Annotated in this window: 24 protein-coding genes and 1 pseudogene; 10 read left to right on the forward strand and 15 right to left on the reverse strand. The window is 74.2% G+C overall.

What is annotated here, in order from left to right; all coding sequences use genetic code 11:
• Window positions 1–20 precede the first annotated feature (20 nt).
• The 5 genes from AB0950_RS13330 to AB0950_RS13350 all read right to left on the reverse strand — a co-directional run bounded on the left by AB0950_RS13330 (window position 21) and on the right by AB0950_RS13350 (window position 5954).
• Window positions 21–1664, reverse strand: coding sequence for an alpha/beta hydrolase (locus AB0950_RS13330; protein WP_366778531.1), 1644 nt, complete (start codon window positions 1662–1664; stop codon window positions 21–23).
• 159 nt (window positions 1665–1823) lie between these two features.
• Window positions 1824–2603, reverse strand: coding sequence for a TIGR04222 domain-containing membrane protein (locus AB0950_RS13335; RefSeq protein WP_360147793.1), 780 nt, complete (start codon window positions 2601–2603; stop codon window positions 1824–1826).
• Window positions 2604–2709: 106 nt separating this feature from the next.
• Window positions 2710–3483 carry a DUF4142 domain-containing protein gene (locus AB0950_RS13340; RefSeq protein WP_360147789.1) on the reverse strand — a complete coding sequence of 258 codons (774 nt, stop codon included), beginning with the start codon at window positions 3481–3483 and terminating at the stop codon, window positions 2710–2712.
• Between the two features lie 278 nt (window positions 3484–3761).
• Entirely contained in the window at window positions 3762–5081 is a 1320-nt protein-coding gene (locus AB0950_RS13345; protein WP_366778532.1) for a DUF692 domain-containing protein, read from the reverse strand.
• Window positions 5082–5237: 156 nt separating this feature from the next.
• Complete coding sequence (locus AB0950_RS13350; RefSeq protein ID WP_360147783.1) at window positions 5238–5954, reverse strand: peptidyl-tRNA hydrolase; 717 nt, start codon at window positions 5952–5954, stop codon at window positions 5238–5240.
• A gap of 73 nt (window positions 5955–6027) precedes the next feature.
• Here AB0950_RS13350 and AB0950_RS13355 point away from each other — a divergent pair.
• A pseudogene (locus tag AB0950_RS13355) lies at window positions 6028–6892 on the forward strand (ATP-binding cassette domain-containing protein).
• Window positions 6889–7560 (forward strand): ABC transporter, encoded by a 672-nt coding sequence (locus tag AB0950_RS13360; RefSeq protein WP_366778533.1) that lies wholly within the window; start codon window positions 6889–6891, stop codon window positions 7558–7560. Before AB0950_RS13355 ends, AB0950_RS13360 begins: the two are co-directional and overlap by 4 nt.
• On the opposite strand, the gene AB0950_RS13365 is transcribed toward AB0950_RS13360, so the two are convergent.
• The 10 genes from AB0950_RS13365 to zapE all read right to left on the reverse strand — a co-directional run bounded on the left by AB0950_RS13365 (window position 7552) and on the right by zapE (window position 17619).
• Window positions 7552–7734 (reverse strand): hypothetical protein, encoded by a 183-nt coding sequence (locus AB0950_RS13365; RefSeq protein ID WP_360147774.1) that lies wholly within the window; start codon window positions 7732–7734, stop codon window positions 7552–7554. The two genes, AB0950_RS13360 and AB0950_RS13365, sit on opposite strands and share 9 nt — an antisense overlap.
• 48 nt (window positions 7735–7782) lie before the next feature.
• A complete protein-coding gene (locus tag AB0950_RS13370; protein WP_360147771.1) occupies window positions 7783–9306 on the reverse strand; it encodes an FAD-dependent oxidoreductase in 1524 nt (507 codons plus the stop codon).
• A gap of 129 nt (window positions 9307–9435) precedes the next feature.
• Entirely contained in the window at window positions 9436–10965 is a 1530-nt protein-coding gene (gene metG, locus AB0950_RS13375; RefSeq protein ID WP_366778534.1) for a methionine--tRNA ligase, read from the reverse strand.
• A 217-nt stretch (window positions 10966–11182) separates the two neighbouring features.
• Complete coding sequence (locus tag AB0950_RS13380) at window positions 11183–12052, reverse strand: PPK2 family polyphosphate kinase (RefSeq protein ID WP_360570449.1); 870 nt, start codon at window positions 12050–12052, stop codon at window positions 11183–11185.
• A gap of 55 nt (window positions 12053–12107) precedes the next feature.
• Window positions 12108–12671: a YbhB/YbcL family Raf kinase inhibitor-like protein gene (locus tag AB0950_RS13385; protein WP_360570451.1), complete on the reverse strand. Its 564-nt coding sequence runs from the start codon at window positions 12669–12671 to the stop codon at window positions 12108–12110.
• Window positions 12672–12681: 10 nt separating this feature from the next.
• Window positions 12682–13641, reverse strand: coding sequence for a slipin family protein (locus AB0950_RS13390; RefSeq protein ID WP_360147760.1), 960 nt, complete (start codon window positions 13639–13641; stop codon window positions 12682–12684).
• 213 nt (window positions 13642–13854) lie between these two features.
• On the reverse strand, window positions 13855–15330 hold the full coding sequence (locus tag AB0950_RS13395) for a SulP family inorganic anion transporter (RefSeq protein WP_366778535.1): 1476 nt from the start codon (window positions 15328–15330) through the stop codon (window positions 13855–13857).
• Window positions 15331–15338: 8 nt separating this feature from the next.
• Window positions 15339–15917, reverse strand: a complete 579-nt coding sequence (locus tag AB0950_RS13400; protein ID WP_366778537.1) for a carbonic anhydrase — start codon at window positions 15915–15917, stop codon at window positions 15339–15341.
• A gap of 76 nt (window positions 15918–15993) precedes the next feature.
• A complete protein-coding gene (locus AB0950_RS13405; RefSeq protein ID WP_366778538.1) occupies window positions 15994–16332 on the reverse strand; it encodes a hypothetical protein in 339 nt (112 codons plus the stop codon).
• A 183-nt stretch (window positions 16333–16515) separates the two neighbouring features.
• Window positions 16516–17619 (reverse strand): cell division protein ZapE, encoded by a 1104-nt coding sequence (zapE, locus tag AB0950_RS13410; RefSeq protein ID WP_360147748.1) that lies wholly within the window; start codon window positions 17617–17619, stop codon window positions 16516–16518.
• Window positions 17620–17656: 37 nt separating this feature from the next.
• Between zapE and AB0950_RS13415 the strand changes: the two genes are divergently transcribed.
• From AB0950_RS13415 to AB0950_RS13450, 8 genes are all read left to right on the forward strand, one after another.
• Complete coding sequence (locus tag AB0950_RS13415; RefSeq protein WP_366778539.1) at window positions 17657–18538, forward strand: pyrimidine reductase family protein; 882 nt, start codon at window positions 17657–17659, stop codon at window positions 18536–18538.
• Window positions 18539–18687: 149 nt separating this feature from the next.
• A complete protein-coding gene (locus AB0950_RS13420) occupies window positions 18688–19146 on the forward strand; it encodes an indole-3-glycerol phosphate synthase (protein ID WP_360147742.1) in 459 nt (152 codons plus the stop codon).
• Window positions 19147–19227: 81 nt separating this feature from the next.
• Window positions 19228–20616, forward strand: a complete 1389-nt coding sequence (gene murC / locus AB0950_RS13425; RefSeq protein ID WP_366778540.1) for a UDP-N-acetylmuramate--L-alanine ligase — start codon at window positions 19228–19230, stop codon at window positions 20614–20616.
• A gap of 14 nt (window positions 20617–20630) precedes the next feature.
• Window positions 20631–21038 carry a peptide-methionine (R)-S-oxide reductase MsrB gene (msrB, locus tag AB0950_RS13430; protein WP_360147736.1) on the forward strand — a complete coding sequence of 136 codons (408 nt, stop codon included), beginning with the start codon at window positions 20631–20633 and terminating at the stop codon, window positions 21036–21038.
• 91 nt (window positions 21039–21129) lie between these two features.
• The gene (locus AB0950_RS13435) at window positions 21130–22386 is read left to right on the forward strand and encodes a SpoIIE family protein phosphatase (RefSeq protein ID WP_360147733.1); all 1257 of its coding nucleotides are present in this window, start codon (window positions 21130–21132) and stop codon (window positions 22384–22386) included.
• A gap of 143 nt (window positions 22387–22529) precedes the next feature.
• Window positions 22530–23867: a ferredoxin reductase family protein gene (locus AB0950_RS13440; protein WP_360147730.1), complete on the forward strand. Its 1338-nt coding sequence runs from the start codon at window positions 22530–22532 to the stop codon at window positions 23865–23867.
• A gap of 18 nt (window positions 23868–23885) precedes the next feature.
• Window positions 23886–24302, forward strand: coding sequence for an FMN-binding protein (locus tag AB0950_RS13445; protein ID WP_360147727.1), 417 nt, complete (start codon window positions 23886–23888; stop codon window positions 24300–24302).
• Between the two features lies 1 nt (window position 24303).
• Window positions 24304–25023: an FAD:protein FMN transferase gene (locus tag AB0950_RS13450; RefSeq protein ID WP_360570469.1), complete on the forward strand. Its 720-nt coding sequence runs from the start codon at window positions 24304–24306 to the stop codon at window positions 25021–25023.
• Window positions 25024–25124: the final 101 nt, after the last annotated feature.

The following is a 25124-nucleotide window of genomic DNA, read 5'->3' on the forward strand; positions in this document are numbered from 1 at the left end:
CCGAAAGGGGCCGCAGGCCCCTAGCGCCGCCCACTGCTCACCGCGCTCCGCCGGGACTCCTTCGCTTTCGCCGGCCCGTCCGCCGGAGGCAGCCGGTGCGGCGCGCAGGCCGCGTGTCGCCCCGGGATCCGCCCGTCCAGCAGGTACGCCTCGAAGTGGCCGTTGACGCAGCGGTTGGGGCCGCCCGCGATGCCGTGCGTGCCCGCGTCCCGCTCGGTCACCAGCACCGAACCGCCCAGCCGCCGGTTCATCTCCAGCGCGCCCGGGTACGGCGCCGCCGCGTCCCGCTCGGCCGCCAGGATCAGCACCGGCGGCAGCTCACCCGGCGCGGTGCGCACGTCGAGCGGCTGCTGCCGGGGCTCCGGCCAGTAGGCGCACGGCAGGTTCATCCACGCGTTGTCCCAGGTCTCGAACGGCGCCACCCGGGCGAGCCGGGTGTTGTCCCGGTCCCACACCTTCCAGTCCGTCGGCCAGGGCGCGTCGTTGCACTCCACCGCCGTGTAGACGGCGTTGCCGTTCTCCGCCTCCGCGGCCGTCTGCGCGTCCGGCGCGGCCAGCCGGACCAGCGGCTTTGGATCGCCGTGCAGATAGGCCGACAGGGCCGCGGCCCGGCCCGGCCAGAAGTCGTCGTAGTACCCGGCCGTCAGGAACGCGTTCTGCAGCTGGCCGGGGCCGACCTTCCCGCCGGCCGCCTTCCGGGCCAGCCGGCCGGCGGCGGTGTCGTAGCTGCGCTGCACCTTGGCGGCGGTGTCGCCGAGCTTGTAGACGTCGTCGTGGCGGGCGATCCAGTCCCGGAAGTCCGCCCAGCGCTCCTCGAACGCGGCCGACTGGTCGAGGTTGTCCTGGTACCAGATCCTCGCCGGGTCGGGGTTGACCGCCGAGTCCAGCACCATGCGCCGTACGTGCGTGGGGAACATCGCCGCGTACAGCGCGCCGAAGTAGGTGCCGTACGACGCCCCCACGAAGGTGAGCCGGTCCTCGCCCAGCGCGGCCCGCAGCACGTCCAGGTCCCGGGCGTTGTTCAGCGAGGTGTAGAAGCGCAGCCCGCTCCCGGAGCGCTTGGCGCAGCCCCGCGCGTACGCCCTGGCCTGCGCGATGCGCTGCCGCTTGTACGCCTCCGACGGGTGCGCCGGCGCGGCGGTGGGCGCCTTGAGGAAGCGCTTCGGGTCCTCGCAGGACAGCGGCGCGGAACGGCCCACGCCGCGCGGCGCGTAGCCGACCAGGTCGTAGGCGGCCGCGATCCGCTGCCACTGGGGGACCGCGCCGATCAGCGGGAAGTACATGCTGGACGCGCCGGGTCCGCCAGGGTTGTAGACGAGGGCGCCCTGCCGGGGGACCTTCCGCTTGCTGTTGCGCGGGTCCTTCTGCGTCGCGGGCATCCGGCTGACCGTCAGCCGGATCTGCCTGCCGTCCGGGTGGGCGTAGTCGAGGGGGACGGTCACCGTGCCGCAGCGCAGGCCCTTCGGCGCCTCGGGCACGTCGGCGGGGGAGCACGCGCCGAAGTCGATGCCGGCTGCCTGGGCCCGGGCCACGGCCACCTCGGTGCCGCGCAGCTCGGCCGCGCCGGGGACGGCGGCCGCCCCGCCCGCGCCGTTTGCCGGGGCGGCGGCCAGCGTCGTCAGGAGCAAGGACCCGGCGGCCGAGTACAGGGCGGCAGCTCTCATCGCGTTTCCCTTCGGTACGGCGACGGCGATGGCACGGCTGCCACGCCCCGGCGTCAACAGAAGGGATGTTTCGTTCGCCCCCCGGTGAAGGCAAGCACCACCCGGCCGGTGTCGGCCGCAATGCCCCCTATGCGCCCCCCGACGGCCGCACGGACGCCGTCACTCCCGCCACGGCTGGTCGCGGTGGGTGAGGGCGGCGCGCAGCCGCGGCTCACCGATCGCCCGGATCCCGCGCACGGCGACCGAGGTGAGGAACGACCGCTCGTCACCGGCCGGCCGGCGCACCAGCGCGCCCAGCAGCCGCTGTCCGGCCGGGGAGGCCCAGCGCGTGTACGGGTGCGCCTCGAAGCGGGCGATGGCCAGGCAGCTCAGGGACAGCGCGAGCGGCAGGGCGAACCACAGGCCGACCAGCAGCCGCGGCGTCCCGGTCCCGACCGGCAGCAGCAGCGCGGTCGCCCCCAGCGCGGCCACGGCCGGCGCGGCGGCGCGCACGTGGCGCACCGCGGCGCCCACGGTCGTCCCGGCGCCCTCGGGGACGGCGAGCCCGGCCCGCACCAGCCGGTCGGCGAGCCGCCGTACGGCCTCGGCGCCGGCCGCCCGGGCCCGCGCGGGCGCGATGCGCGACTGCCCCTCCGGGCCGATGGCCCCTATGACCGACTGCTCGATCTCGTCCCGCCCCAGCGGGTCCACGACCGTGGCCCAGCCGGTGTGCGCGAGCAGCAGCCGGCGCTGGCGGGCCATGGAGACCATCGTCACATCGGCGACCCGTACCGGGCCGCCGGAGAGGAAGGCCGCCTCGTACAGCGTCAGTTCACGCTCGTGGTCCACTGCCGCGGCATCCGCGTCCAGGGCTGCGGCGCGGACGGCCGCCAGGCACAGCCGGGTGCACGCCGTACCGGCGAAACCCCAGGCCAGAAGCAGGAGAAGGACCCAGAACATGACGTGTTTCTATGCCAGAGGCCCGGGTGGGCGCCATGCCCTGTTCATCATCCGGACACAGCGTCACAGGTCTGTGACGTTCCGTTCGGCGCCCGGGTCCCGGCCGTCAGGAGCCGCTGGTCCCCGGCGGCGGGCTGGTGGTGGCGGGCGGCATGGAGTACGACTCGTCCGGCGACGGGGCGACCGGCACGGCGGCAGAGGGGTCGACGGCCCGCGGGGTCGGCACGGGGGTGGGGGAGGCGGCCAGCTCCTGGGCCAGTGCGGCGAAGTCGACGTATCCCGTCGCCTCCAGCACCTTGATGTGATCCAGGGTGGTCGCGTTCGCGTCGTCGGCGAGATCGCGGACCAGGGAGTTCTGGGTGCCGGCCCGGACCTGGGCGACCTGCGCGTACATCCGGCCCTGGGCGAGCCGGACGAGACCGGCGAACCGGCGGTCGAAGTCCTGGCCCGGCGCCGAGCGCAGCGTGTCCAGCCACTGCTTCTGCTGGGCGTTCGGCTCGTTGGGCAGCGGCACGCCGAGCTGGCCGGCGACGGTGCGCAGATGGCCGTCCAGCGAGGTGTGCCCGTCGACCAGGTGCCGGCCCGCCGTGCGCACGGCCGCCGTGGTGCCCTTGCGCTCCGCCAGCTCGCCGGCGGTCAGCTCCCACAGGCCCGCCAGCCGGACGCCGGTGATGAAGTCCCGGTCCTGCGCCGACAGGGGGCCGTACGGGGTGGTGACGGTCTGCGTGCTCAGCACGGTGGCGCCGGCCGCCGGGCTCGGGCGGTCGGCGTACGACCACAGCGGGTACAGCAGCGCCGTCGCGGTCGCGGCGAGGGCCGCGATGACGAGGCCTGTGCCGCTGAATATGCCTCTGCCCTTGATCGGGGGCCGGGGTCGCATGACGCCTCCTGTCAGCGCACCGCACGCGGATGTGCATGGGGGGTGGGTGCGGGCGGCATATTACTCGGGCGCGGGCCGCTGCTGGTCCGCTGCCGCGGGCGTGGGCGGCGTGCGCCTGCGCGCCGGGGGCTGACTGACGCGTCGGCGGGTGCGGGTGCGTGGTGGCTGGTCGCGCCCGCGCGGCGGAGCCGCATATCGACACAGCCCCGCGCCCCTCAGGGCGCTTGTCGCCGTCGTAGCCTGCGGGCAGTCGCCGGGCCCCACCCCGGGCAGCCCGCTCACACCCCCCGCAGCAGTACCTTCCGCGCCGTCCGCGCTACCCGCCCACCGGATCGCGGGGCCGGGCCCGAGCGGTCCAGCCACCATTCCCGGAGCCGGCGGCGGGACGCGGGGTTGTCCGGGCCGCCGGCGTCGAGCAGGTGGGCGGCGAAGTCGAGGGCGTCGCGGCGGTAGCCTGCTGTCATCGGGCGTGTCCGGGCGTAGTCCAGGAACGCCGCCCGGTATCCCTCGCCGAGGATGACCGGCAGTTCGGGCGCCACCTTCGCCACCACGTCCGCCCGCTTGGAGGCGAGGGCCCGCGCCTGCACCCCCATCCGCACCCGGTCGAAGCCCTCGGGCACCGGCGTCCCGGCGACCAGCGAGGACAGCACGGCGGCCTGGGAGACGGCGAGCCGCTCCCGGGCGCCGGGCCTCGCGGGGGGCGCGACGGTGGCGTCCCCGCCGCCCGCCGAGCCTTGCGCGGCAAGCGGCGCCGGGTCCGCGCCGGCCCGCTCGCGTCCCGCCCGCACCGCGTCCCGGATCGACGTCAACTCCCGCTCCAGCTCGGCCGGTTCGGGGAAGTTCTCGTCCCGTTCCAGGAGGACTCCGGGCGGGGCGGTGCGGGCGGCGAGGTCGGTCAGGATGTCGTACACCGGGCGCGGCACGGGGTGGGCGTGGCTGTCGTGCCAGACGCCGTCGCGTTCGAAGCCGCCCGCGACATGGACGTAGGCGATCGCCTCCACGGGCAGCGCGGCCAGCGCCTCGGCCGGGTCCTCGCCGCGGTTGACGTGGTTGGTGTGCAGGTTGGCCACGTCGATCAGCAGGCGTACGCCGGTGCGCTCGACCAGTTCGGACAGGAACTGCCCCTCGGTCAGCTCCTCGCCCGGCCAGGAGAACAGCGCGGCGATGTTCTCCACGGCCAGCGGCACGGGCAGCGCGTCCTGCGCGATGCGCACGTTCTCGCAGAGCACGTCCAGGGCGTCCCGCGTGCGCGGCACCGGCAGCAGATGCCCGGCCTCCAGGCGCGGGGAGGCGGTCAGCGGGCCGCCCGCGCGGACGAACGCGATGTGCTCGGTGACCAGCGGGGAGCCGAGCGCCTCGGCCCGCTCCGCCAGCGCCGTGAGCCGGGCCTCGTCGGGGCGGTCGGCGCCGCCCAGGCCGAGGGAGACGCCGTGCGGGACCACGGTCACCCCGCGCTCGCGCAGCCGCAGCAGCGACTCCGGCAGGTGGCCGGGGCAGACGTTCTCGGCCACGACCTCCACCCAGTCGATGCCCGGCAGCCGCTCCACGGCGTCCGCGATCTCCGGCCGCCAGCCGATCCCCGTGCCCAGTCGCCGCATGGTCCCACCCCTCCTTCGCGGATCTCTCCGCCGAATGACGGGGGTATGGCCCCGGCGGCCGGCCGCGAATCGCGTCCAGGCCGTGTTCAGAGCAACATTTGAGCTTCGGCCCCGGCCCGGTGCCACGCCGGCCGTCACGCGGGGCGCGCCCGGCGCCTAGCGCAGCGCCGGGTGGTCGGCGACCACCGTGCAGCTGCCCGGTGCGATCTCCGTGAAGCCCGCGTCCCGGACGACCGGCAGGCCGCTGCCCGTCAGCCGGGGCCAGTCGGCGGGGTCGGCCGTGCGGACGGCCAGCGCGTAACCGGCGTCCCGCCAGGCGGCGCGCTCCGCGTCGGACAGCGCCCACCAGGCCAGCTGGGCGCCGTGCCCGGCCTGCGCCATCGCCTTGCCCGCGGACATCTCCAGCTCGGGGTTCAGCCACAGCACGGGCTGGGCCGGGTCGGCGGCGACGGGCGGCTCCGGGTCGTCCAGCTCGGTGCCGGACACCTGGAGCTTCGCCAGGTCCTTGGGCCAGCCGTCGAGCGGGATCGGCGGAAAGACCCGTACCTGCGCGGACTTGCCGGTCACCGTGATCCCGGGCAGCTCCTCGGCCCGTCGCCACTCGGCGCCACGGGCCCGCCGGACGACCTTGCGGATCCGCGCGTCCTCCCAGTCGCGCACCGCCTCGGCCCACTCGCCGTCCCCGTGCGCCCGCTCGTCCCCGAGCAGCACGAGCACCGCCCGTGCGGCCGTCTCCAGCGCGTCGGTGCGCGCGGGCGGCGCGGCGCGCTCGATCCGCACGACGAGGGGCAGCACGAACTGGGGCGCCTCGTCGCGCGGGGTGCGCTCGGCCTGGACGGGACTGTCTCCGGGGGACGCTGAAACCTGGCTCACAGCAGTCAACCTTAAGGGGGCCGGCGGCGGTCCACGGCGCCGCCCGGTGGGCGTGAGCGGCCACAATGCTCCCATGCAACGCGATCTACGGCTGGCAGGCGTGGGCCGCCGTTACGGCCTGCGCGGCCCCTGGGTGTTACGGGGCGTCGACCTCACTCTCAGCCCCGGCACCCTCACCCGTATAGAAGGAGCGAACGGCACCGGGAAGTCGACCCTGCTGCGCCTCCTGGCCCGCCTGGACGCGCCGACGGAGGGCCGGATCACGGGCCGCCCGCGCACGGCGTACGTACCGGAGCGTTTCCCCTCGGCGCTTCCCTTCACCGCCCTCGGCTATCTCACCCACCTCGGCACCGTTCACGGACTCGGCCGCAGATCCGCCGCCCACGCCGCGAAAGCCTGGCTGGAGCGCTTCGGCGCGGGCGCCCACGCCGGCACGCCCATGGCCCGGCTGTCCAAGGGCGGCAGCCAGAAGGTCGCCGTCGCCCAGGCCCTGCTCGGCGAACCGGAGCTGCTGGTGCTGGACGAGGCCTGGACCGGCCTGGACGCGGATGCGCGGGCCGAGCTGGAGCGGGCGGTGGCCGAGCGGACCGCCGCCGGGGGGCGCCGTGGTGTTCGTGGACCACGACCCGCGCCGGCTGGCCGGGGCGCCGGACGCGACGTACACCGTGCTCGACGGCGCCCTCAAGCGCCGTACGGACGACGGGAGTTCAACGTCCGGGCCGACCGCCGTCGTCTCCGTGCGCGGGCCGGCCGGCGGGCAGCTGCCGCCCGACGCGGCCCGGACCGCCGTCTCCGCCGAGGAGACCGCTCCCGGCCTGTACCGCCTGGCCGTCCCCGCCTCCCACTCCGACGTCGTCCTGCGCGCCCTGCTCACGGCCCGCCCGCCCTGGCACGTCGTGAGCGTCGCCCCGCCCTCCGACCCCGGAAGCCGCCCATGACCGCACTTCTGCGCTACCAGGCCGACCTGCTGGTGCGCTCCCAGCGCTGGCTGCCGCCCGTCATCCTGTACGCCGCGTTCCTCGCCGTCGGCGTGCAGAGCGGCCAGCCCGTCCTCGACTCGCTCGGCTACACGGCCGCCGGTCTGCTGCCGGTGGCCGCCTGGCTGGCGCGGATCTGCGTCACCGGCGAGCCGGACGCCGCCCGCGCCTGTGCCGCCGCCGCCCGCGGCCCCGCCCGCGCGCACCTCGCCTGCCTGCTGACGGCGCTGCTCGCGGCGGTGGCGCTCGGGCTGCTGGCGACCGTGGTGGTGACGCTGATCAGCGACCCGGCGAGCAACGGCCACCAGGTCCGGGTGCCGCTGCCGCGGGCCGCCGCTGCCGGACTGCCGGCCACGCTCACCTGCGCGCTGCTCGGCGCGGCCGTCGGCGCGCTCACCAACCGGCCGCTGCTGCGCTCCACCGGCCGCGCCGTGCCCGCGATGCTGCTGGGCGCGCTGCTGGCCGTGGTGCTCACCGGGTCCCCGGCGCAGGCCGCTGTCAGCGGTCTGGTCACCGGTTCGCAGAGCGGCCGGGCGCCGGTGCCGCTGCTGCCGCTGGCCGGAGCGGTGCTGTTCACGGCCGTGGCCTTCGCCGCGGCCGGCGCGCTCACCGCCCGCCGGTCACCCTGAGCAGGCCGTGCGCTGCGCCTCCTGCCATTCGCACCGCGGGCACAGCGTGATGCCCTTGTACGACTCCGGGTACTCCGTCGGCTCCCGGCACAGCACGCAGTCGGCGTAGGGCGGCCCCTCGGCCTTCGGCGGTTTCGCCGCCCGGACGACCGTGCAGTAGTCCTCGTCGCTCATGTCTCCAGCGTAGGGCGGCCGGCGGTGCCTGCCGGTCTCGCTGGACCCTCACAGGTCCCGCGGTTCCAGCGGACGGACCGCCGGGCCCTGGATGACGGTGCCGTCGACGGCGAAGCGGGAGCCGTGGCAGGGGCACTCCCAGGCGCGTTCGGCCCGGTTGAAGGAGACCAGGCAGCCCAGATGCGTGCAGCGGGCCGACACCGCGTGCAGGTTTCCCTCGTCGTCCCGGTGCACCGCGATCCGCCTGCCGTCCACCCGGACCACCGTCCCGTCGCCGGGCTCCAGGTCGTCCACCGAGCCCGGCGGTTTCAGCCGGTCGCCGACCAGGTGCCGGGCCACCTCCGCCTGTGTCTTCAGCAGCGACGGCGCCTCGCGCACCACCGACTTCAGCCGCCGCGGGTCGTACAGTTCGCGCCAGGGGCAGTCCCGCCCGGTGATCAGCGAGGTCAGCAGCAGCCCGGCCATGATCCCGCCGCTCAGCCCCCAGCCGCCGAAACCGGTGGCGACATAGGTGTGCCTGGCCGCCGGGTGGAAGGGGCCGACCAACGGCACGGTGTCGGTGGCGTCGTTGTCCTGCGTTGCCCAGGCCTGGTCCGGGCTCATGCCCGGGAAGTGCTCCTCGGCCCAGCGCGCGAGGGTGTCGAAGCCGGCCCCCACGTCCCCGGTGCCGGGCGTGAAGTGCTCGCCGGTGACGACGAGCAGCCGCTGCCCGTCCGCACCGTACGGCGCCGTGCGCACCGAGCGGGTGTTCTCCTCGGGCGTGATGTACATGCCCTCCGGGTCCGGCGCGTCGTTCAGCGGGCCCGCGACGACGAGTTCGCGGCGCGGGGAGAGCCGGGCGAACAGCAGTGCCCGGTCGAACACCGGGTAGTGGGTGGCGATCACGACGTCCCGCGCGGTGACCGTGTGCCCCGACTCGGTCGTCAGCCGGCACGGCTCCCCGCCCTCCTGCAGCCCGACGACGCGCGTCCCCTCGTACACCCGGCCGCCCCGCGCGACGAGGTCGTCGGTGATCGCCCGCAGGTACCTGACCGGGTGGAACTGCGCCTGCCCGGTCACCCGCACCGCGCCCGCCACCGGGAACGGCAGCCCGGTCTCCGTCGTGAACGAGGCCGGCAGCCCCGCATTGCGGGCCGCCTCCGCCTCCGCCCGCAGCTCGTCGGCGCGCGCCCGGCCCCGTACATACGTGTACGCGTCCCGTGTCTCCCACTCGCAGTCGATGCCCAGCTCGTCGACCAGCGCCGCCGCGTGCTCGATCGCCTCCGACTGCGAGCGGGCGTACAGCCGCGCGCCCTCGGGACCGCGGGTGCGCCGCAGCCGGTCGTAGACGAGCGTGTGCTGGGCGGTCAGCTTGGCCGTGGTGTATCCGGTGACCCCGGCCGCCACCCGCCCGGCCTCCAGCACCGCCACCCCCAGCCCGGCACGGGCCAGTTCGTACGCGGTGCTGAGCCCGGCGATGCCCGCGCCGACGACGGCCACGTCGACGTCGATGTCCTCGCTCAGCGCGGGACGGTCGGGCCCCGGCGCGGTGCGGAGCCAGTACGAGCCGGTGACGTTCCGCTGCGTGTGCATGACCGCCGGGTACCCCGACCGCGGGCCGTTCAGCATTCGCTTTCGGCGTCCCGGCCGGCACCGTTCGGCGGCGTTCGGTGCGGGGAACCCCCGGTGGTCCAGCGGCTCACGTGGTCCTTCCCGCGGAGGTCAGGCGTCCCGCGTCGGCTCCTGGAGGCGGCGGAACAGCGGTGTCGCCGGTGGCAGAGTGCCGTCCACGGGGGTCACCTGCTCCGCGATCCGGGTCGCGGCGGCCGGGATGAAGGGCCGCAGCTCCTTCGCCAGGACGCGGCACGCCGTGACCAGGGCGGCGAGCACCGCGTCGAGGCGTTCGGCCGCCCCGGCGTTGCCGTGCCGCTCCGCGCGGGCCAGCTCCCAGGGCCGGGTGGCGTCGATACAGCGGTTGGCCTCCTCCACGACGTCCCAGGCGGCGCCCGTGGCACGGCGGAAGTCGAAGCCGGCCAGCGCCGCGTCGACGCGGGCCGGAACCCGCTCGCACACGTCCAGCAGTCCGGCCACCGGGAACCGGTCCCCGCCGAGCGCGGGCACCGCACCGCCCCGGTAGCGGTGGACCATCGTCACGACGCGGTGCACGAGATTGCCCAGACCGCCCGCGAAGTCCGCGTCGGTACGGGCGATCAGCCGGTCCGGCGTGAAGTCGGCGTCCCCGACCCGGGGCACCTCGCGCAGCAGCCACCAGCGCACCGCGTCGGTGCCGTACGTCTCGGCCAGGCCCACCGGATCGACCGTCGTCCCACCGGACTTGCTGATCTTGCGCCCGCCGACCGTGAGGTAGTCGTGGACGAGGATGTCGGTGGGCAGCGGCAGCCCCGCCGACAGCAGCATCGCCGGCCAGTACACGGCGTGGAAGCGCACCACGCCCTTGCCGACCAGGTGGGTGCGGCGCTCGCCGGTCGCCCACCACGTCTCGTACGCGGGGTCGTCGGTGCCGTAGCCGAGGCTGGTGACGTAGTTGCCGAGCGCGTCCCACCACACGTAGACGACCTGGGTGGGGTCGCCGGGCACCGGGATGCCCCAGCCGCGGGCGCGGGTGTGCGAGCGGGAGACGGAGAAGTCGTGCAGGCCCCCGGCGATCAGGGCGAGGACCTCGTTGCGGCGGGCGGCGGGCTCGATGCGCAGGGCGCCGCCGGTGATCAGCTCGCGCAGCCGGCCGGCGTACCGGGACAGCCGGAAGAACCAGTTCTCCTCCGCCACGCGCTGCGGTTCGGTGCCGTGCTCGGCGCAGCGCCCGTCGACCAGTTCGGCCTCGGTGTAGAACTGCTCGCAGCCGACGCAGTACAGGCCTTCGTAGTGCTTGCGGTACAGGTCACCGGCGGCCGCGCACCGCCGCCACAGGCGCTCCACGCCGACGCGGTGGCGCGGGTCGCGGCTGGTGCGGATGAAGTCGTCCAGCGACAGCGCCAGCGGTTCGCGCAGGGCGGCGAACGCCTCGGCGTTGCGGTCGACGAGGGTGCGGACGTCGACGCCCTCGGCCTCGGCGGCCAGCACGTTCTTCAGGGAGTTGTCGTCGGTGCCGCTCAGCAGCCGCACCCGGTCGCCGCGATGCCGGTGGTGGCGGGCCAGCGTGTCCGCCTGGACCAGCTCCAGCGCGAAGCCCAGGTGCGGGCGGGCGTTGACGTACGGGATCGTCGTGGTGATGTAGTGGCGGGATGCGGTCATCGCACACCTTCCGGTGTCAGGAGACGAGGGCCGCTGCGCACACCACGTCGAGGCCCCGTCCCGGGGCCTCGGATGCGTCACGCGTCCATGCTCAGCAGCCCCGTCGAGGGGGCATCATCCGGTGCTGAGACCAAGGCGTGATCATGCGTCGGATGCTAGCAACACGGGCCGCGGCCGGGCACGCGGTTTTCCTGCCGCGCTGCTGCACGGCAGCGGCTCAGGGGCCCGTCAGCAGCCGCTCCCGGCACTCGGCCACGTCGAAGTCCGCCTTCGGGTACTGCGGGTCCAGCTCCTGAAGGTGCTCCAGCAGCAGGCGGCTGATCGCCCAGTTCCGGTACCACTTGCGGTCCGCCGGGATCACGTACCAGGGCGCGTACGGCGCCGCGCAGCGCTCCAGGGCGAGCTGGTACGCCTCCTGGTACGCGGGCCACAGGGCGCGCTCGTCGATGTCGCCGGGGTCGAACTTCCAGTGCTTGTCCGGGCGGTCCAGACGGCGCAGCAGCCGGCGCCGCTGCTCCTCGCGGGACACGTGCAGAAAGCACTTGACCAGGGTGACGCCGTCCTCGGCGAGGGACCGCTCGAAGTCGTTGACGAGGCCGTAGCGGCTGCCGATCTCGGCGGGCCGGGCGAGATGCCGGACGCGGGCGATGAGCACGTCCTCGTAGTACGAGCGGTCGAAGATGCCGATCTCGCCCGGCCGGGGCAGCGCCGGGCGCACCCGCCACAGGAAGTCGTGCCGCCGCTCCTCCTCGGTGGGCGCCTTGAAGGCGTGGATACGGCAGCCGGAGGGGTTGAGGTGCCCGATGACGTGCTTGACCGTGCCGCCCTTGCCGCTGGTGTCCATGCCCTGCAGCACGAGCAGCACCCGCCGCCGGTCGCCCGCCGTGGCCGCCGCCCACAACCGCTCCTGCAGCCGGGCCAGCCGCTTGCCCATCCGCGCGCTGTCGGCCCGGCCGCCCCGCTTGCCGCCGGGCGCGCAGGGCGTGGCACGGGTGTCGAACGCGGCCAGGTCGACCGGCTCGCCGGGTGGCAGACGCAGCGCGTCGCGGAGGTCCTGATGACCCTTCCGTCCGCTCTTCTTCGCCATGGCCGCCCCTTTCCTCGGTCGGTGTACGCCGGACGCCCGGCGGGCCCTCGCGGCACTATCCGCGGCCGTACCGGCCCGTGAGAACGCCCATGGCAAGCGTGTGCCCGGAAAGCGCCCGCAGCAGATCGCTGCCCGTGGCCCCCGCGGCGAGCGGCACCCGGCGGTCGACGGCGTACACGGTGAGGACGTAGTGGTGCGGCCGGTCGCCGCGCGGCGGGCAGGGGCCGCCGTACCCGGTCTTGCCGAAGCCGTTGCGTCCCTCGGCCGCCCTCTGCGGACGCTCCCCGGCGGACAGCCGCGTGGTGTGCGGGCCGATGTTCCAGACCAGCCAGTGCGCGAACGTGCCGTGCGCGGCGTCGGCGTCCCGCAGGACCAGCGCCAGCGAGGCCGTCCGCGCGGGTACGCCGGTGACGGCGAGCGGAGGCGAGACGTCGGCGCCGTCGCAGGTGTACCGGCGCGGGACGGTGGCGCCGTCGGCGTACGCCGTACTCGTCACGGTCAGCCGGGCCGTGCCGGTGGGGGAGGGCGCGGCGGAGGGCGTGGCGGACGGTGCGCCGCCGTCGCCGCAGCCCGCCACGAGGGCCGTCGCGGCCACGGCGGTCACCCAGCTCCTGCGCATGCCCGGAACGTTATCCGGAGGGCGGCTCCCGGTCACCGACCGGCGCGGCCGGCTGGGCGTCGTCCGTCTCCGGGGAGGGCTCAATGCCGCTGTCCGGCGTGGTCTGCGGGGTGCCTGTGTCCAGGAGGCGCTCGGTGTCGCCGCCGCCCGGCGTGGCCTGCCCGCTGCCTCGCTCCAGGCGGTGTTCCCCGTCCCCGCCCGGCGCGGCCGGCTGGTTGCCCCGCTCCAGGAAGTGCAGCAGCTCCACCGGGATCGGCAGGACCAGCGTGGAGTTCTTCTCGGCGGAGACCGCCATCACCGTCTGCAGCAGCCGCAGTTGGAGGGCGGCGGGCGTGTCGGCCATCTGCTGCGCGGCCTGGGCCAGCTTCTTGGAGGCCTGGTACTCGGCGTCGGCGTTGATGATCCGGGCCCGGCGCTCCCGGTCCGCCTCGGCCTGGCGGGCCATGGACCGCTTCATCGTGTCCGGCAGGGACACGTCCTTGATCTCGACCCGGTCGACCTGGACGCCCCAGCCGACGGCCGGGCTGTCGATCATCAGCTCGAGCCCCTGGTTGAGCTTCTCCCGGTTGGAGAGCAGATCGTCCAGGTCGCTCTTGCCGATGATCGACCTGAGGGACGTCTGCGCCATCTGCGACACCGCGAACTTGTAGTCCTCCACCTTCACCAGCGCGCTCACCGCGTCGACCACCCGGAAGTAGACGACCGCGTCCACGCGGACGGTGACGTTGTCGCGGGTGATCCCCTCCTGGGCGGGGATCGGCATCGTCACGATCTGCAGGTTGATCTTCTGCAGCCGGTCCACGAAGGGGATGATCAGGTTGAAGCCCGGCGTTCGTACGTCACCCGCGACGCGCCCGAGCCGGAACAGCACGCCCCGTTCGTACTGCTTGACCACGCGCGCCGCCATCGCCAGGTACACCAGGCCGGCGCAGCCCGCCCCGATGATCGCACCCAGCAGATCCTCGACCATGACGACCTCCTCGCACAGAGGTCCGATGCGTCTGTCTCTGCAACGATATGCCCCCGCCGCCCAACGGGGCCATGCCACCGGGAACGGGCGACTTTTCAGCCCGCCGAGTCGGGCGGTGGGTGGGCGAGGCCGGGGGTACCAGGGGGCGGACCCGCCCCCTGGTACGGCCACCTCAGGCGACCTCACCCACCGGCACCCTCAGCCCCCCCGGCCCTATCCCACCGGCGCCGTCATCTCCACCGGTTCCGTCCCCACCGCATGCCGCTCGGCCCAGTTCTCCAGTGCCGTCCGGCAGGCGTGGTCCAGATGGTGCAGCCCGGAGAGGTCGAGCCGGACGGGACGGTCCTGCGGCAGCGCCTCCAGGCTGTCCAGAATCATCGGCAGCCGCAGAAACGTCGCGTTGCCCGAGAGATACGCGTCGACCGGCCCCGCTCCCTTGTCGACGACATCCAGCCTGACGTGCGAGGCCTGCCAGGCCGCCTTGACCACCGCCAGCGCCAGCCCGATCAGCACGCCCTCGAACATGCTGACGGCGACGATCGACGCCGCCGTCACGGCCAGGATCACCGCCTCGCCCCGGTGCTCGCGCCACAGCACGGCCAGCGCCCGGACCGGCACCAGCTTGGCGCCCGCGTGGATCAGGACCCCCGCGAGGGCCGGGACCGGGATCCAGGCGAGCACGCCCGGCAGCAGCGCGGCGAACAGCAGCAGCCACACGCCGTGCAGGACCCGGGAGGCCTTCGTACGGGCGCCCGCCTGGACGTTGGCCGCGCTGCGCACGATCACCGCGGTCATCGGCAGCGCGCCGAGCAGCCCGCACACCGTGTTGCCGGCGCCCTGGGCCACCAGCTCCGTGTCGTACCGGGTGCGCGGCCCGGAGTGCAGCCGGTCCACCGCCGCCGCGCTGAACAGCGACTCGGCGGACGCGATCAGCGTGAAGGCGACGACGGTGCCGAGCAGCCCGGCGTCCGCGAGTTCCCCGAACGCGCTCGGCGGCGGGGGCTGGACCGAGCCCAGCAGTCCCCGCACCTCCACCGTGGCCACCGGCAGGCCCAGCGCGGCCACCGCGAGCGTGGCGAGACCGACCGCGGCCAGCGGGCCGGGCAGCGTCCGCACCCTCGCCGGGGCGTGCCGCCACAGCACCAGCACCGCGACCGTGCCCGCGCACACCGCGAGCGAGGCCATGGCCGTGCCGTCGCCGAGGGCGTCCAGGAACGCCCCGGGCAGCCCGGCGATCTTCTCCACGCCGGAGTCGGGCGCCTTGGCCGCCAGCGCCGGGTACAACTGCCCGGCGATGAGCACCAGTCCGATTCCGGCCAGCATGCCCTCGACGACGGAGACCGAGATGGCGCGGAAGTACCGGCCCAGCCGGAGCAGGCCCATGCCCACCTGGAGGAGTCCGGTGGCGAGCACGATCACGCCGAGCGCCGGCAGCCCGAACTCCTTCACCGCCTCGAAGACGAGCACGGTCAGGCCGGCCGCCGGCCCCGACACCTGCAGACTGCTGCCGCGCATCAGCCCGGTGACGATGCCGCCCACGATGCCGGTGACCAGGCCGAGTTCGGCCGGGACCCCGGAGGCGACGGCCACGCCCACGCACAGCGGAAGGGCGACCAGGAAGACGACGAGGGAGGCGGCGAAGTCCTGCCGCAGATGAGGGAATCGGGTTATGAGCTTCTTGCTGGTCATCGGCGCGCTCACAGGGACTCGAAGGTGTCGGTCTGCGGACGGTGCGCCCGTACGGCGCCGGTGTGCACCTCGTAGTACCAGGCGTGCAAGGTGAGGTGACCCGCCGTCAGCTTCCGCTCGACGCAGGGGTACGAGCGCAGCCGCAGCAGCTGGGTCAGCACGTGCGCCTGGACGCCCTCGGCGACCTCGGGATCCTCGGCCCGGCCGTCCGGGCGCGGGGTGGCGTGCGCGAGCCAGTCGCGCACGGCGGGTACGGCGGTCAGGTCGTCGCCGCGCACCAGCGCGCCGACGGCGCCGCAGTGCGAGTGGCCGCAGACGACGATGTCGCGGACGCCGAGCACCTCCACCGCGTACTCGATGGTGGCGGCCTCGCTGGTGGGGTGCCGCGAGGTGTGGGGCGGGACGATGTTGCCCGCGGTGCGCAGCTCGAAGAGCTGGCCGGGGCGGGCGCCCGTGATCAGGGCCGGGACGACCCGGGAATCGGAGCAGGTGATGAACAGCACCTGGGGGGACTGGCCTTCGGCGAGCCTGGCGAACTCCTCAGGGCGCTGTCCGAAGGTGCGGGCGTGGTCGATGAGGGGCTGCATGGGCGGGTTCCTCCTGGCGCGCCTGCGCGGGCGCGTCGGACTCGAACACGGTCGTGGGGGGAGAGCGGGATACCCGTCAGCAGCGGAAGACCTGGAGAGCTGCCGGGGCGTGGGCTCTGGAGGATCCGGGGGCGCTCTGCGCTGCGGCGCCGGGCGCGCCCGGTGCGTCGGCACCGGCGGCCCGGCCGGCTATGAGGGGGTGCTCCTCCGCGCGTCGGGAGGCGGACCTGCGGACCACGTCCGTCTCCTCGCGCTCCGGCTGGGCGCAGGACGTGGTTCCGCTCTCGGCCCCGGCCGCTGCCTCACTGAGCGTGTGCGCGGGTGTGAAGGTGTCGGCGGGCGCGGAGAACAGCAGGACGAGCAGGGTGGCGGCAAGGGCGGCGAGCACCGTCCGGGCCGTCGTACCTCGGAACATGCGCCCCCCTTCGCACACCGCACGCCTCTTGCATGGACCAAGGCTTGGTCAATGGATGGTCAAGAAACACATTAACCCTGCAAAGTCCTGTGCAGGGTTAACTGCGCGTTACGCGCGCGAGAGAGCGTGAAAAGTGCTGGTCCGGTGGCGTGATCCGACTCTTGACCGCGAGTCGTCCCGTCGCTAGGAGCCGACGAGCCCCTTCGCGTCGCGGGCCAGCGCGGTGAGCCGGGAGATCGCGCGGAAGTACTTCTTGCGGTAGCCGCCGTTCAGCATCTCCTCGCTGAACAGCCGGTCGAACGGCAGCCCCGAGGCCAGCACCGGGACCTCGCGGTCGTACAGCCGGTCCGCGAGCACCACGAGCCGCAGCGCCGTCGACTGGTCCGGCACCGGCCGCACGCCGGTGAGGCAGACCGCCTTCACCCCGTCGGTCAGCGCGCCGTACCGGCTCGGGTGCACCTTGGCCAGGTGCTCCAGCAGCTGCGTGAAGTCGTCGAGCGAGGCGCCCTCGGTGGCGTACGCCGCCTTCGTCACCTCTTCGTCGGTGAACGGCTTCGGCGCCTCGGGCAGGCCCCGGTGGCGGTAGTCCTCGCCGTCGATGCGCAGGGTGCGGAAGTGGGCCGAGAGGCCCTGGATCTCGCGCAGGAAGTCGGCGGCGGCGAACCGGCCCTCGCCCAGCTTGCCGGGCAGCGTGTTGGAGGTGGCGGCGAGCCCCACGCCCGCCTCGACCAGCTTGCCGAGCAGGGTCGACACCAGCACCGTGTCGCCCGGGTCGTCCAGCTCGAACTCGTCGATGCACAGCAGGCGGTGCCCGGAGAGGGTCTGCACGGTCTGCTGGAAGCCGAGGGCGCCGACCAGGTTCGTCAGCTCCACGAAGGTGCCGAACGCCTTGAGCGCGGGCTCGGCGGGGGTGGCGTGCCACAGGGAGGCGAGCAGGTGGGTCTTGCCGACGCCGTAGCCGCCGTCCAGGTAGACCCCGCGCGGGCCGGCCGGGGCCTTGGGCGCCTTGGCCCGCCCGAAGCCGAAGAAACCGCGCCGGCCGGCGCCCGAGGCGTGCGCCCCGCCGAGCCCGGCCGCGAAGCCCTCGAGGACCTGCACGGCCTCGCGCTGGCTGGGCTGGTCCGGGTCCGGTATGTACGTCGAGAAGCGGACCGAGTCGAAGCGCGGCGGCGGCACCATCTCGGCGACCAGCCGGTCCGCGGGCACGTGCGGCTCGCGGGCGCACAGGGACAGCGGGCCCGCGTGGGTCAGAGGGCTGGAACCGGAGGCGGTGGTGGAGGACGACACGGTTATCCATGCTAAGCGCCGTGTCACACTGCACGACATGCGACGCCTGTTCCCTGTGACCGACGAAACAGCAGCCCAGCCCTCCGGCGGGGCCATCGAGCAGGAGGGGGCGAGGGGCGTCGGCGTGAGCGCTGGGGCCCGTGTGCCCGGTGGTGCTGCCGGCCACGTCGGCCATGACGCCCATGTCGACCGCGAGTGGAGCCTCGCCGAGCTGGCCGACGCCTACGCCTACCCGGAGCCCGCGCCGGGCCCCGCGCGGCCCTGGCTGCGGGCCAACATGGTCTCCACGCTCGACGGCGCCGCCCAGCACGACGGGCGCTCCCAGCCCATCTCCAGCGCCGCCGACATGCGGATCTTCGGCACGCTGCGGGCGCTCGCGGACGTCATCGTGGTGGGTGCGGAAACGGTACGGCAGGAGGGGTACCGCCCCGCACGCGCGCGTGCCGAGTTCGCCGGGGCCCGCAAGGCCGCCGGACAGGGCCCGGCGCCGGCGATCGCGGTGGTCAGCGCGAGCCTGGACCTGGACTTCTCGCTCCCCCTGTTCACCTCGCCCCTGGTGCCCACGCTGATCCTGACCGGAGCCGGGGCCGCCCCCGCCCGCGTCGCCGCCGCCGAGAAGGCCGGCGCCACGGTGGTGACCGCCGGCGAGGGCCTGGGCGTCGACCCCGTGCGGGCGGTGCGCGCCCTGGCCGGACTCGGCCACACCCGGCTGCTCACCGAGGGCGGCCCCCGGCTGCTCGGCCAGCTGGTCGCCGCCGAGGTGCTGGACGAGCTGTGCCTGACCCTGTCGCCCATGCTCACCGCGGGCGACGCCCAGCGCATCGCCGGGGGACCGGCGGTGGCGGTGCCGCACCGGTTCGCACTCGTGTCCCTGCTGGAAGACTCCGGATTTCTGTTCGGCCGGTACCGCCGATCCTGAAATCAGCGGAATCTGTCGTTCCGTTTAGCTTCCGGAGGGCAGACTGAGTACCGGCACAACCCGTGCGATCACGGGGCAGGATGGTTTCCGCAGGGGCCTTGTCAGGGCCCACGGAGGAGAAGAGGCGTTTGGTGTTCACAAGCGTTCTGATGATCGAGAAGGCTTTGACGTCCGCCGACGTGGAGTTCGTCACCACCTTGCACGGAGACGAGCCGGTCGCGTTCCACGTGCTCCTCCAGCCGCGCGGAGACCAGGCGGACCGCCTGCTGCGGGCCATCGACGACATCGCGCTCGGTGAACTCGACGAGGCGGTCCGCGAACACGAGACCCCCGAGGGGGAAGAGGCGAAGAGCGTCGGACAGCAGGCCCTGGAGGTGTCCGTGCAGGCGCTGCGCGCCTCGGGGAACGACGCGGAGGGCCGGCTGATCGAGGACCATCCGCTGGACGCGCTGAAGTCCCTGGTCGCGGAGGTGAAGGCGGACGAGGTGATCGTGCTCACCGACCCCCACTACGTGGAGGAGTTCTTCCACCGCGACTGGGCGTCCCGCGCCCGGCACAAGGTGGGGGTGCCGGTGCTCAAGCTGTTCTCGCACAGCAAGGCGCAGTGACCTCGGCCGTCAAAGACGGACACGGGATCGGCATAGGCTAGGGCCCGCTCAGCCTCGTACCGGAATCTTGGGGAGAACCACATGGCACCCGGCCTTCCTACCGCCATGGACCGACCGCACTTCATCGGCATCGGCGGCGCCGGGATGTCGGGCATCGCCAAGATCCTCGCCCAGCGCGGGGCGAAGGTCGCCGGCAGCGACGCCAAGGAGTCGGCGACCGCCCAGGCCCTGCGGGCGCTCGGCGTCACCGTGCACATCGGGCACGCGGCGGAGCACCTCGCCGACGACGCGAGCTGTGTCGTCGTCTCCTCCGCGATCCGCAAGGACAACCCCGAGCTGGCCCGCGCCGCCGAGCTGGGCATCCCCGTGGTGCACCGTTCCGACGCGCTCGCCGCGCTGATGGAGGGGCTGCGCCCGATCGCCGTGGCCGGCACCCACGGCAAGACCACGACCACTTCGATGCTGGCCGTGTCCCTCGGCGAGCTGGGCCTGAAGCCGTCGTACGCCATCGGCGGCGACCTCGACGCGCCCGGCTCCAACGCGCTGCACGGCGACGGCGACGTCTTCGTCGCGGAGGCCGACGAGTCCGACCGCAGCTTCCACACGTACGCGCCCGAGGTCGCCATCGTCCTCAACGTCGAGCTGGACCACCACGCCAACTACGCCTCGATGGACGAGATCTACGAGTCCTTCGAGACCTTCGCCGGGAAGATCGTCCCCGGCGGCACGCTGGTCGTCTCCGCCGACCACGAGGGCGCGCGCGAGCTGACCCGCCGGCTCGCGGGATCCGTGAAGACGGTGACGTACGGCGAGGCCGAGGACGCCGACGTACGCGTGACGTCGATCGTTCCGCAGGGGCTGAAGAGCCGGGTCACCGTCGTGCTGGACGGCCAGGAGCTGACCTTCACGGTCTCCGTGCCCGGCCGGCACTACGCCCTCAACGCCGTCGCCGCGCTCACCGCCGGGGCCGCCCTCGGCATCCCGGCCGCCGGACTGGCGCCCGCGCTCGCCGCGTACACCGGCGTCAAGCGGCGCCTGCAGCCCAAGGGCGAGGCCGCCGGAGTGCAGGTGATCGACTCCTACGCCCACCACCCCACCGAGATGACCGCCGACCTGGAGGCCATGCGGGCCGCCGCCGGCGACGCGCGCATCCTCGTCGTCTTCCAGCCGCACCTGTTCTCCCGCACCCAGGAACTGGGCAAGGAGATGGGCCAGGCCCTGGCCCTCGCCGACGCCTCCGTGGTCCTCGACATCTACCCGGCCCGCGAGGACCCGATCCCGGGCGTCACCAGCGAGCTGATCATCGAGGCCGCGCGCGCGGCCGGCGCCGACGTCACCGCCGTGCACGACAAGGCGGAGATCCCCGCCGTGGTCGCGGGAATGGCGAAGCCCGGTGATCTCGTTCTCACCATGGGCGCGGGCGACGTCACCGACCTGGGCCCGCTGATCCTGGACCGCCTGTCGCAGTGAAGGGGCTGACGCTCATGCCGTACGACGTCGAGAAACCGGACGAGCAGTGGCGGGCGGAGCTGACGCCGGCCGAGTACGCCGTGCTGCGCCAGGCCGCCACCGAGCCGGCGTTCACCGGTGAGTACACGGACACCAAGACCAAGGGCGTCTACTCCTGCCGCGCCTGCGGCGCCGAACTGTTCACCTCCGACACGAAGTTCGCCTCGCACTGCGGCTGGCCGTCCTTCTACGACCCGAAGGACACCGACGCCGTCGAACTGGTCGAGGACCGCTCCCACGGCATGGTCCGCACCGAGGTGCGCTGCGCCCGCTGCGGCTCCCACCTGGGCCACGTCTTCGAGGGCGAGGGCTATCCGACCCCGACCGACCAGCGGTACTGCATCAACTCCATCTCGATGCGGCTGACGCCCGCCGAGGACTGACTCCTGCGCCCTGGCCGGCATCGAGGCCGCCGGTACGCAGGAGGCTGGTGCCCGACTCGCTCCGGTTTGAGATTCTGTGAGGGTGTGGGGAGTGGCGCGCTGGACCCGGTCCCGCCGCAGGACCGCGCCCGCCGGCAGCGGCCGTAGCGGTGCGGGCGAAGGCGGCAGCGGGGCGGCGTCCGCACGGGACGGGGATTCCGGCCTGCGGGAGGCGCTGGCCGGCGTCGGCACGACCCTCGACGAGGCCACGACCTGCGCCGAGCTGACCCGGATCGCCGTACGCCTGACGGGCGGGGCGGCCGCCGTGATGCGCCGCAGCGGCGACACCGTCTCCGGCTACGAGGCGGTCAGCGGGGACACCGGCGCGCTGCCCGACACCCGCTGGGCCGCCGCGGTGGCCCGCGAGGCGGCCGTACCGGCGCTCGGCGCCCAGCCCGAGCCCTGGACCGAGCACACCGCCGGCCGCGACGCCCTGTGCGCGCCGCTGACCAGCGGCGGCGACGCGTACGGCGTCCTGGTGTGGGCCCGTCCCGGGCAGCCGCCGCGGCGCGCGGAGGCCGAGCTGCTCAGCCTCCTCGCCGAACGCGCCGCCTCCCACATCCGGCACGCCCGCACCTACGCGAGCGTCCACCGCACCGCCGGCGACCTGCAGCGCGCCCTGCTCGCCGAGCCCGGCCGCCCGCACCCGAACCTCGACGTCGCCGTGCGGTATCTGCCGGCCGGCGGAGGCGTCCTGGTCGGCGGCGACTGGTGCGAGACCGTACGGCTGCACTTCGGGCGGACCCTGCTCGTCGTCGGCGACGTCATGGGGCACGGCCTGGAGGCCGCCGTCGACATGAACGCCTACCGCTCCTCCCTGCGCTACATCGCCTCCGCCGACCTGCCCCCGCACCGGGTGCTGCGGCAGATGGACGAGATCGCCTCCCGGGAGGCGGAACTCAGACCCGCCACCTGTCTGCTCGCCCGGGTCGACCCCGGCCGGCGCCAGGTCACCCTGGCCAGCGCCGGGCACCTGCCGCCCGTGCGCATTACGGCGGACGGCGTCGCCTCGACGGTGCCGGTGCCCGTCGGGCCGCCGCTGGGCACCGGGCTCGGCGGCTACGACTCGGCCACCCACGCGCTCGCCGAGGGGGAGACCCTGGTGCTGTTCACCGACGGGCTGGTGGAACGCCGGGGCGAGGACATCGACCGGTCCCTGCAGCGGCTGGCCGCCGTCCGCTTCCCGGGCGGGGACGGGCTGGACGACGTCCTGGACCTCATCCTCAGCCGGCTGGACGCGCGGCACGCGGAGGACGACGTCGCGGCGATGGCCTGCCGGCCTCACCGCAGGCACGCCGTCTCGCCTTAGGGGGACGGGCCCCACCCGTCTGGACCCGCCGGAGCTGCCGCCCCCGTCGGGGCTGTCGATACTCGAGGAAAGTCGTCCGACAGGAGAAGGACCGTATCTGCGGGCGAAGCTCGTCACCCAGGACCGATCAAGGAGCTGTGGTCGTGACGACCCTCCAGACCCGTCCCGCGCCCCCTACGACGATCCGCCCCCGGGTGGTGGCCCGCACCGGCCTGTACACCGTGCTGGCCGTCAACGCGGCCGTCGCGACCTGGTTCTACGTCCAGGCCGGATTCGCCTCGAACACCCTGATCGTGCTCGGCCGCCTCTGCGGCCTGTACGGCGCCCTCCTCATGGCCTTCCAGCTGCTGCTGGTGGCCCGGCTGCCCTGGCTGGACCGCCGTATCGGCATGGACCGGCTGACCCGCTGGCACCGCTGGACCGGCTTCGGCCTGCTGTGGACCCTGCTCACCCACGCGGTGTTCATCGTCTTCGGCTACGCGCAGGCGTCCTCCATGGACCCGGTGAACCAGCTGGTGAACCTCGCCGAGACCGTCGAGGGCGTGCTGCGCGCCATCGTCGCGCTCGGCCTGATCGTCGTGGTCGGCGCCGTCTCGGCCCGCTGGGCCCGCCGCCGGCTCGCCTACGAGACCTGGCACTTCCTCCACCTCTACACCTACGTCGCCGTGGTCCTCGCCTTCACCCACCAGGTCGCGGCCGGTACCACCTTCACCTCCTCGCCGCTGGCGAGGGCGTACTGGTACACGCTGTGGGGCGCCGCCCTCGGCGCGGTGCTCCTGGGCCGGGTGGTGCTGCCGCTGTGGCGGAACCTGCGGCACCGGCTGCGCGTCGCGGCGGTCGTACCCGAGTCGGACGACGTCGTGTCCGTCTACGTCACCGGCCGTGACCTGGACCGGCTGCCCGCGCGCTCCGGCCAGTTCTTCCTCTGGCGCTTCCTCACCCGGGACCGCTGGTGGCAGGCCAACCCCTTCTCCCTGTCGGCCGCCCCCGACGGCCGCACCCTGCGCCTGACCGCCAAGGCGTCCGGCGACGGCAGCGCCTCCCTGCGGCACCTCAGGGTCGGCACCCGCGTCTTCGCCGAGGGCCCCTACGGCGCGTTCACCGCCCTGCACCGCACCCGCCCGGAGTCCGTGCTGATCGCCGGCGGCGTCGGCGTCACCCCCATCCGGGCACTGCTGGAGGACATGCAGGGCCACGCCGTGGTCATCTACCGGGTGTCCACCGACCGCGACGCCGTCCTCTACGACGAGCTGCGCGACCTCGCCCTCACCAAGGGCGCCGAACTGCACCTGGTGACCGGACCGGTCCTGCCCGACCGGCTCGCGCCGAGCGAACTGGACCGGCTCGTGCCCGACATCGCCGACCGGGACGTGTTCCTGTGCGGGCCCCCCGGAATGATGACCGCCGTGCTGCGCAGCCTGGCCGAACTGGGCGTTCCCAAACGGCAGATCCACTTCGAGCGCTTCAGCCTCGCAGGCTGAGAGAGGGCGGTTCCCACCGTGAAGCGAGCCATTCCCGTCTTCGTCCTGACCGTCGCCGGCCTGATACCGCTGTGGCGCTACCACCCGTCGGCCGAAACCGCCGACGCCGCACAGCCCGCGGTGCCGCCGCCCCCCGTGCCCTCCTCGGCACCGGCCTCCACCGCCGCGGCCGCGGCGAAGGTCGTCCAGGGCACCGCGGTGAGCACCAGCAAGGGCGTCTTCCAGGTGGAGGTGACCTTCCAGGGCGACCGGATCGCCTCCGTGCGGATGCTCCAGGCGCCGCACCATCCGCAGACCCGGTGGGCCGTGCCCGAGCTGATCGCCGAGACCCTCAAGGCGCAGAGCGCCCACATCGACTCGGTGTCCGGGGCCACGATCACCAGCTCCGGATACAAGCAGTCCCTGCAGGCCGCGATCGACGCCAGGAGGACCTGACGTGCGCCGTGTCGAGCACGTCATGGGCCTTCCGGTGTCGCTGCGGATCGACGACGAGGGCGACTTCGGCGCGGCCGCCGACGAGGTCTACGCCTGGCTGCGCCAGGTGGACGCCCGCTTCAGCCCGTTCAAGCACGACAGCGAGGTGTCCCGGTACGGGCGCGGCGAGCCGGCGGACGGCGAGCCGAGCGCGGACCTGAGGGAGGTCCTCGGCCTGTGCGAGCAGTACCGGGCCGCGACCGGCGGCGCCTTCGACGTCACGCTGCCCGGCCGGCCCTTCGACCCCTGCGCTGTGGTCAAGGGATGGTCGGTGCAGCGGGCGGCCGGGCTGCTGTCCGCCGCCGGGGCGCGGCGGTTCTGCCTCAACGCCGGCGGTGACGTGGTCGTCTCCGGCGGGCCGTGGCGCATCGGCATCCGGCACCCGGAACAGGCCGACCGGGTCTGCGCCGTGCTGGCGGTCACCGACGCGGCGGTGGCGACCTCGGGGCAGTACGAGCGCGGCGACCACATCCTCGACGGCCGCACCGGACGCCCCGCGACCGGGCTGCTCAGCCTGACCGTGGTGGCCCCGACCCTGACCGAGGCGGACGCCACCGCCACGGCCGCCTTCGCCCTGGGCACGGGCGGCCCGGCCTGGGCCGCCGCCCGCCCGGGCTGCGAGGTGTTCGCCGTCGACGCCGCGCGCAGCGTGCTGCGCACACCGGGCCTGCCGGTGGTCTGACCGTCTCCATCGCCACGACAGAACGCTGCAACACTCGCGGTCTAGACTCTCCCGGCAACGGCCCGCACAGAACGACCTTGGCCGAAAGCGGGCGGAGAGCT

The organism is Streptomyces sp. NPDC007189 (genome assembly GCF_040703635.1).
In the GTDB taxonomy this organism is placed as follows: Bacteria; Actinomycetota; Actinomycetes; order Streptomycetales; family Streptomycetaceae; genus Streptomyces.

Excerpts from the sequence above, each read along its gene's own strand:
- AB0950_RS13330 (WP_366778531.1), bottom strand. The coding sequence starts at position 1,664 with ATGAGAGCTGCCGCCCTGTACTCGGCCGCCGGGTCCTTGCTCCTGACG.
- AB0950_RS13335 (WP_360147793.1), bottom strand. The coding sequence starts at position 2,603 with ATGTTCTGGGTCCTTCTCCTGCTTCTGGCCTGGGGTTTCGCCGGTACG.
- AB0950_RS13340 (WP_360147789.1), bottom strand. The coding sequence starts at position 3,483 with ATGCGACCCCGGCCCCCGATCAAGGGCAGAGGCATATTCAGCGGCACA.
- AB0950_RS13345 (WP_366778532.1), bottom strand. The coding sequence starts at position 5,081 with ATGCGGCGACTGGGCACGGGGATCGGCTGGCGGCCGGAGATCGCGGAC.
- AB0950_RS13360 (WP_366778533.1), top strand. The coding sequence starts at position 6,889 with ATGACCGCACTTCTGCGCTACCAGGCCGACCTGCTGGTGCGCTCCCAG.
- AB0950_RS13365 (WP_360147774.1), bottom strand. The coding sequence starts at position 7,734 with ATGAGCGACGAGGACTACTGCACGGTCGTCCGGGCGGCGAAACCGCCG.
- AB0950_RS13370 (WP_360147771.1), bottom strand. The coding sequence starts at position 9,306 with ATGCACACGCAGCGGAACGTCACCGGCTCGTACTGGCTCCGCACCGCG.
- metG (WP_366778534.1), bottom strand. The coding sequence starts at position 10,965 with ATGACCGCATCCCGCCACTACATCACCACGACGATCCCGTACGTCAAC.
- AB0950_RS13380 (WP_360570449.1), bottom strand. The coding sequence starts at position 12,052 with ATGGCGAAGAAGAGCGGACGGAAGGGTCATCAGGACCTCCGCGACGCG.
- AB0950_RS13385 (WP_360570451.1), bottom strand. The coding sequence starts at position 12,671 with ATGCGCAGGAGCTGGGTGACCGCCGTGGCCGCGACGGCCCTCGTGGCG.
- AB0950_RS13390 (WP_360147760.1), bottom strand. The coding sequence starts at position 13,641 with ATGGTCGAGGATCTGCTGGGTGCGATCATCGGGGCGGGCTGCGCCGGC.
- AB0950_RS13395 (WP_366778535.1), bottom strand. The coding sequence starts at position 15,330 with ATGACCAGCAAGAAGCTCATAACCCGATTCCCTCATCTGCGGCAGGAC.
- AB0950_RS13400 (WP_366778537.1), bottom strand. The coding sequence starts at position 15,917 with ATGCAGCCCCTCATCGACCACGCCCGCACCTTCGGACAGCGCCCTGAG.
- AB0950_RS13405 (WP_366778538.1), bottom strand. The coding sequence starts at position 16,332 with ATGTTCCGAGGTACGACGGCCCGGACGGTGCTCGCCGCCCTTGCCGCC.
- AB0950_RS13415 (WP_366778539.1), top strand. The coding sequence starts at position 17,657 with ATGCGACGCCTGTTCCCTGTGACCGACGAAACAGCAGCCCAGCCCTCC.
- AB0950_RS13420 (WP_360147742.1), top strand. The coding sequence starts at position 18,688 with ATGATCGAGAAGGCTTTGACGTCCGCCGACGTGGAGTTCGTCACCACC.
- murC (WP_366778540.1), top strand. The coding sequence starts at position 19,228 with ATGGCACCCGGCCTTCCTACCGCCATGGACCGACCGCACTTCATCGGC.
- msrB (WP_360147736.1), top strand. The coding sequence starts at position 20,631 with ATGCCGTACGACGTCGAGAAACCGGACGAGCAGTGGCGGGCGGAGCTG.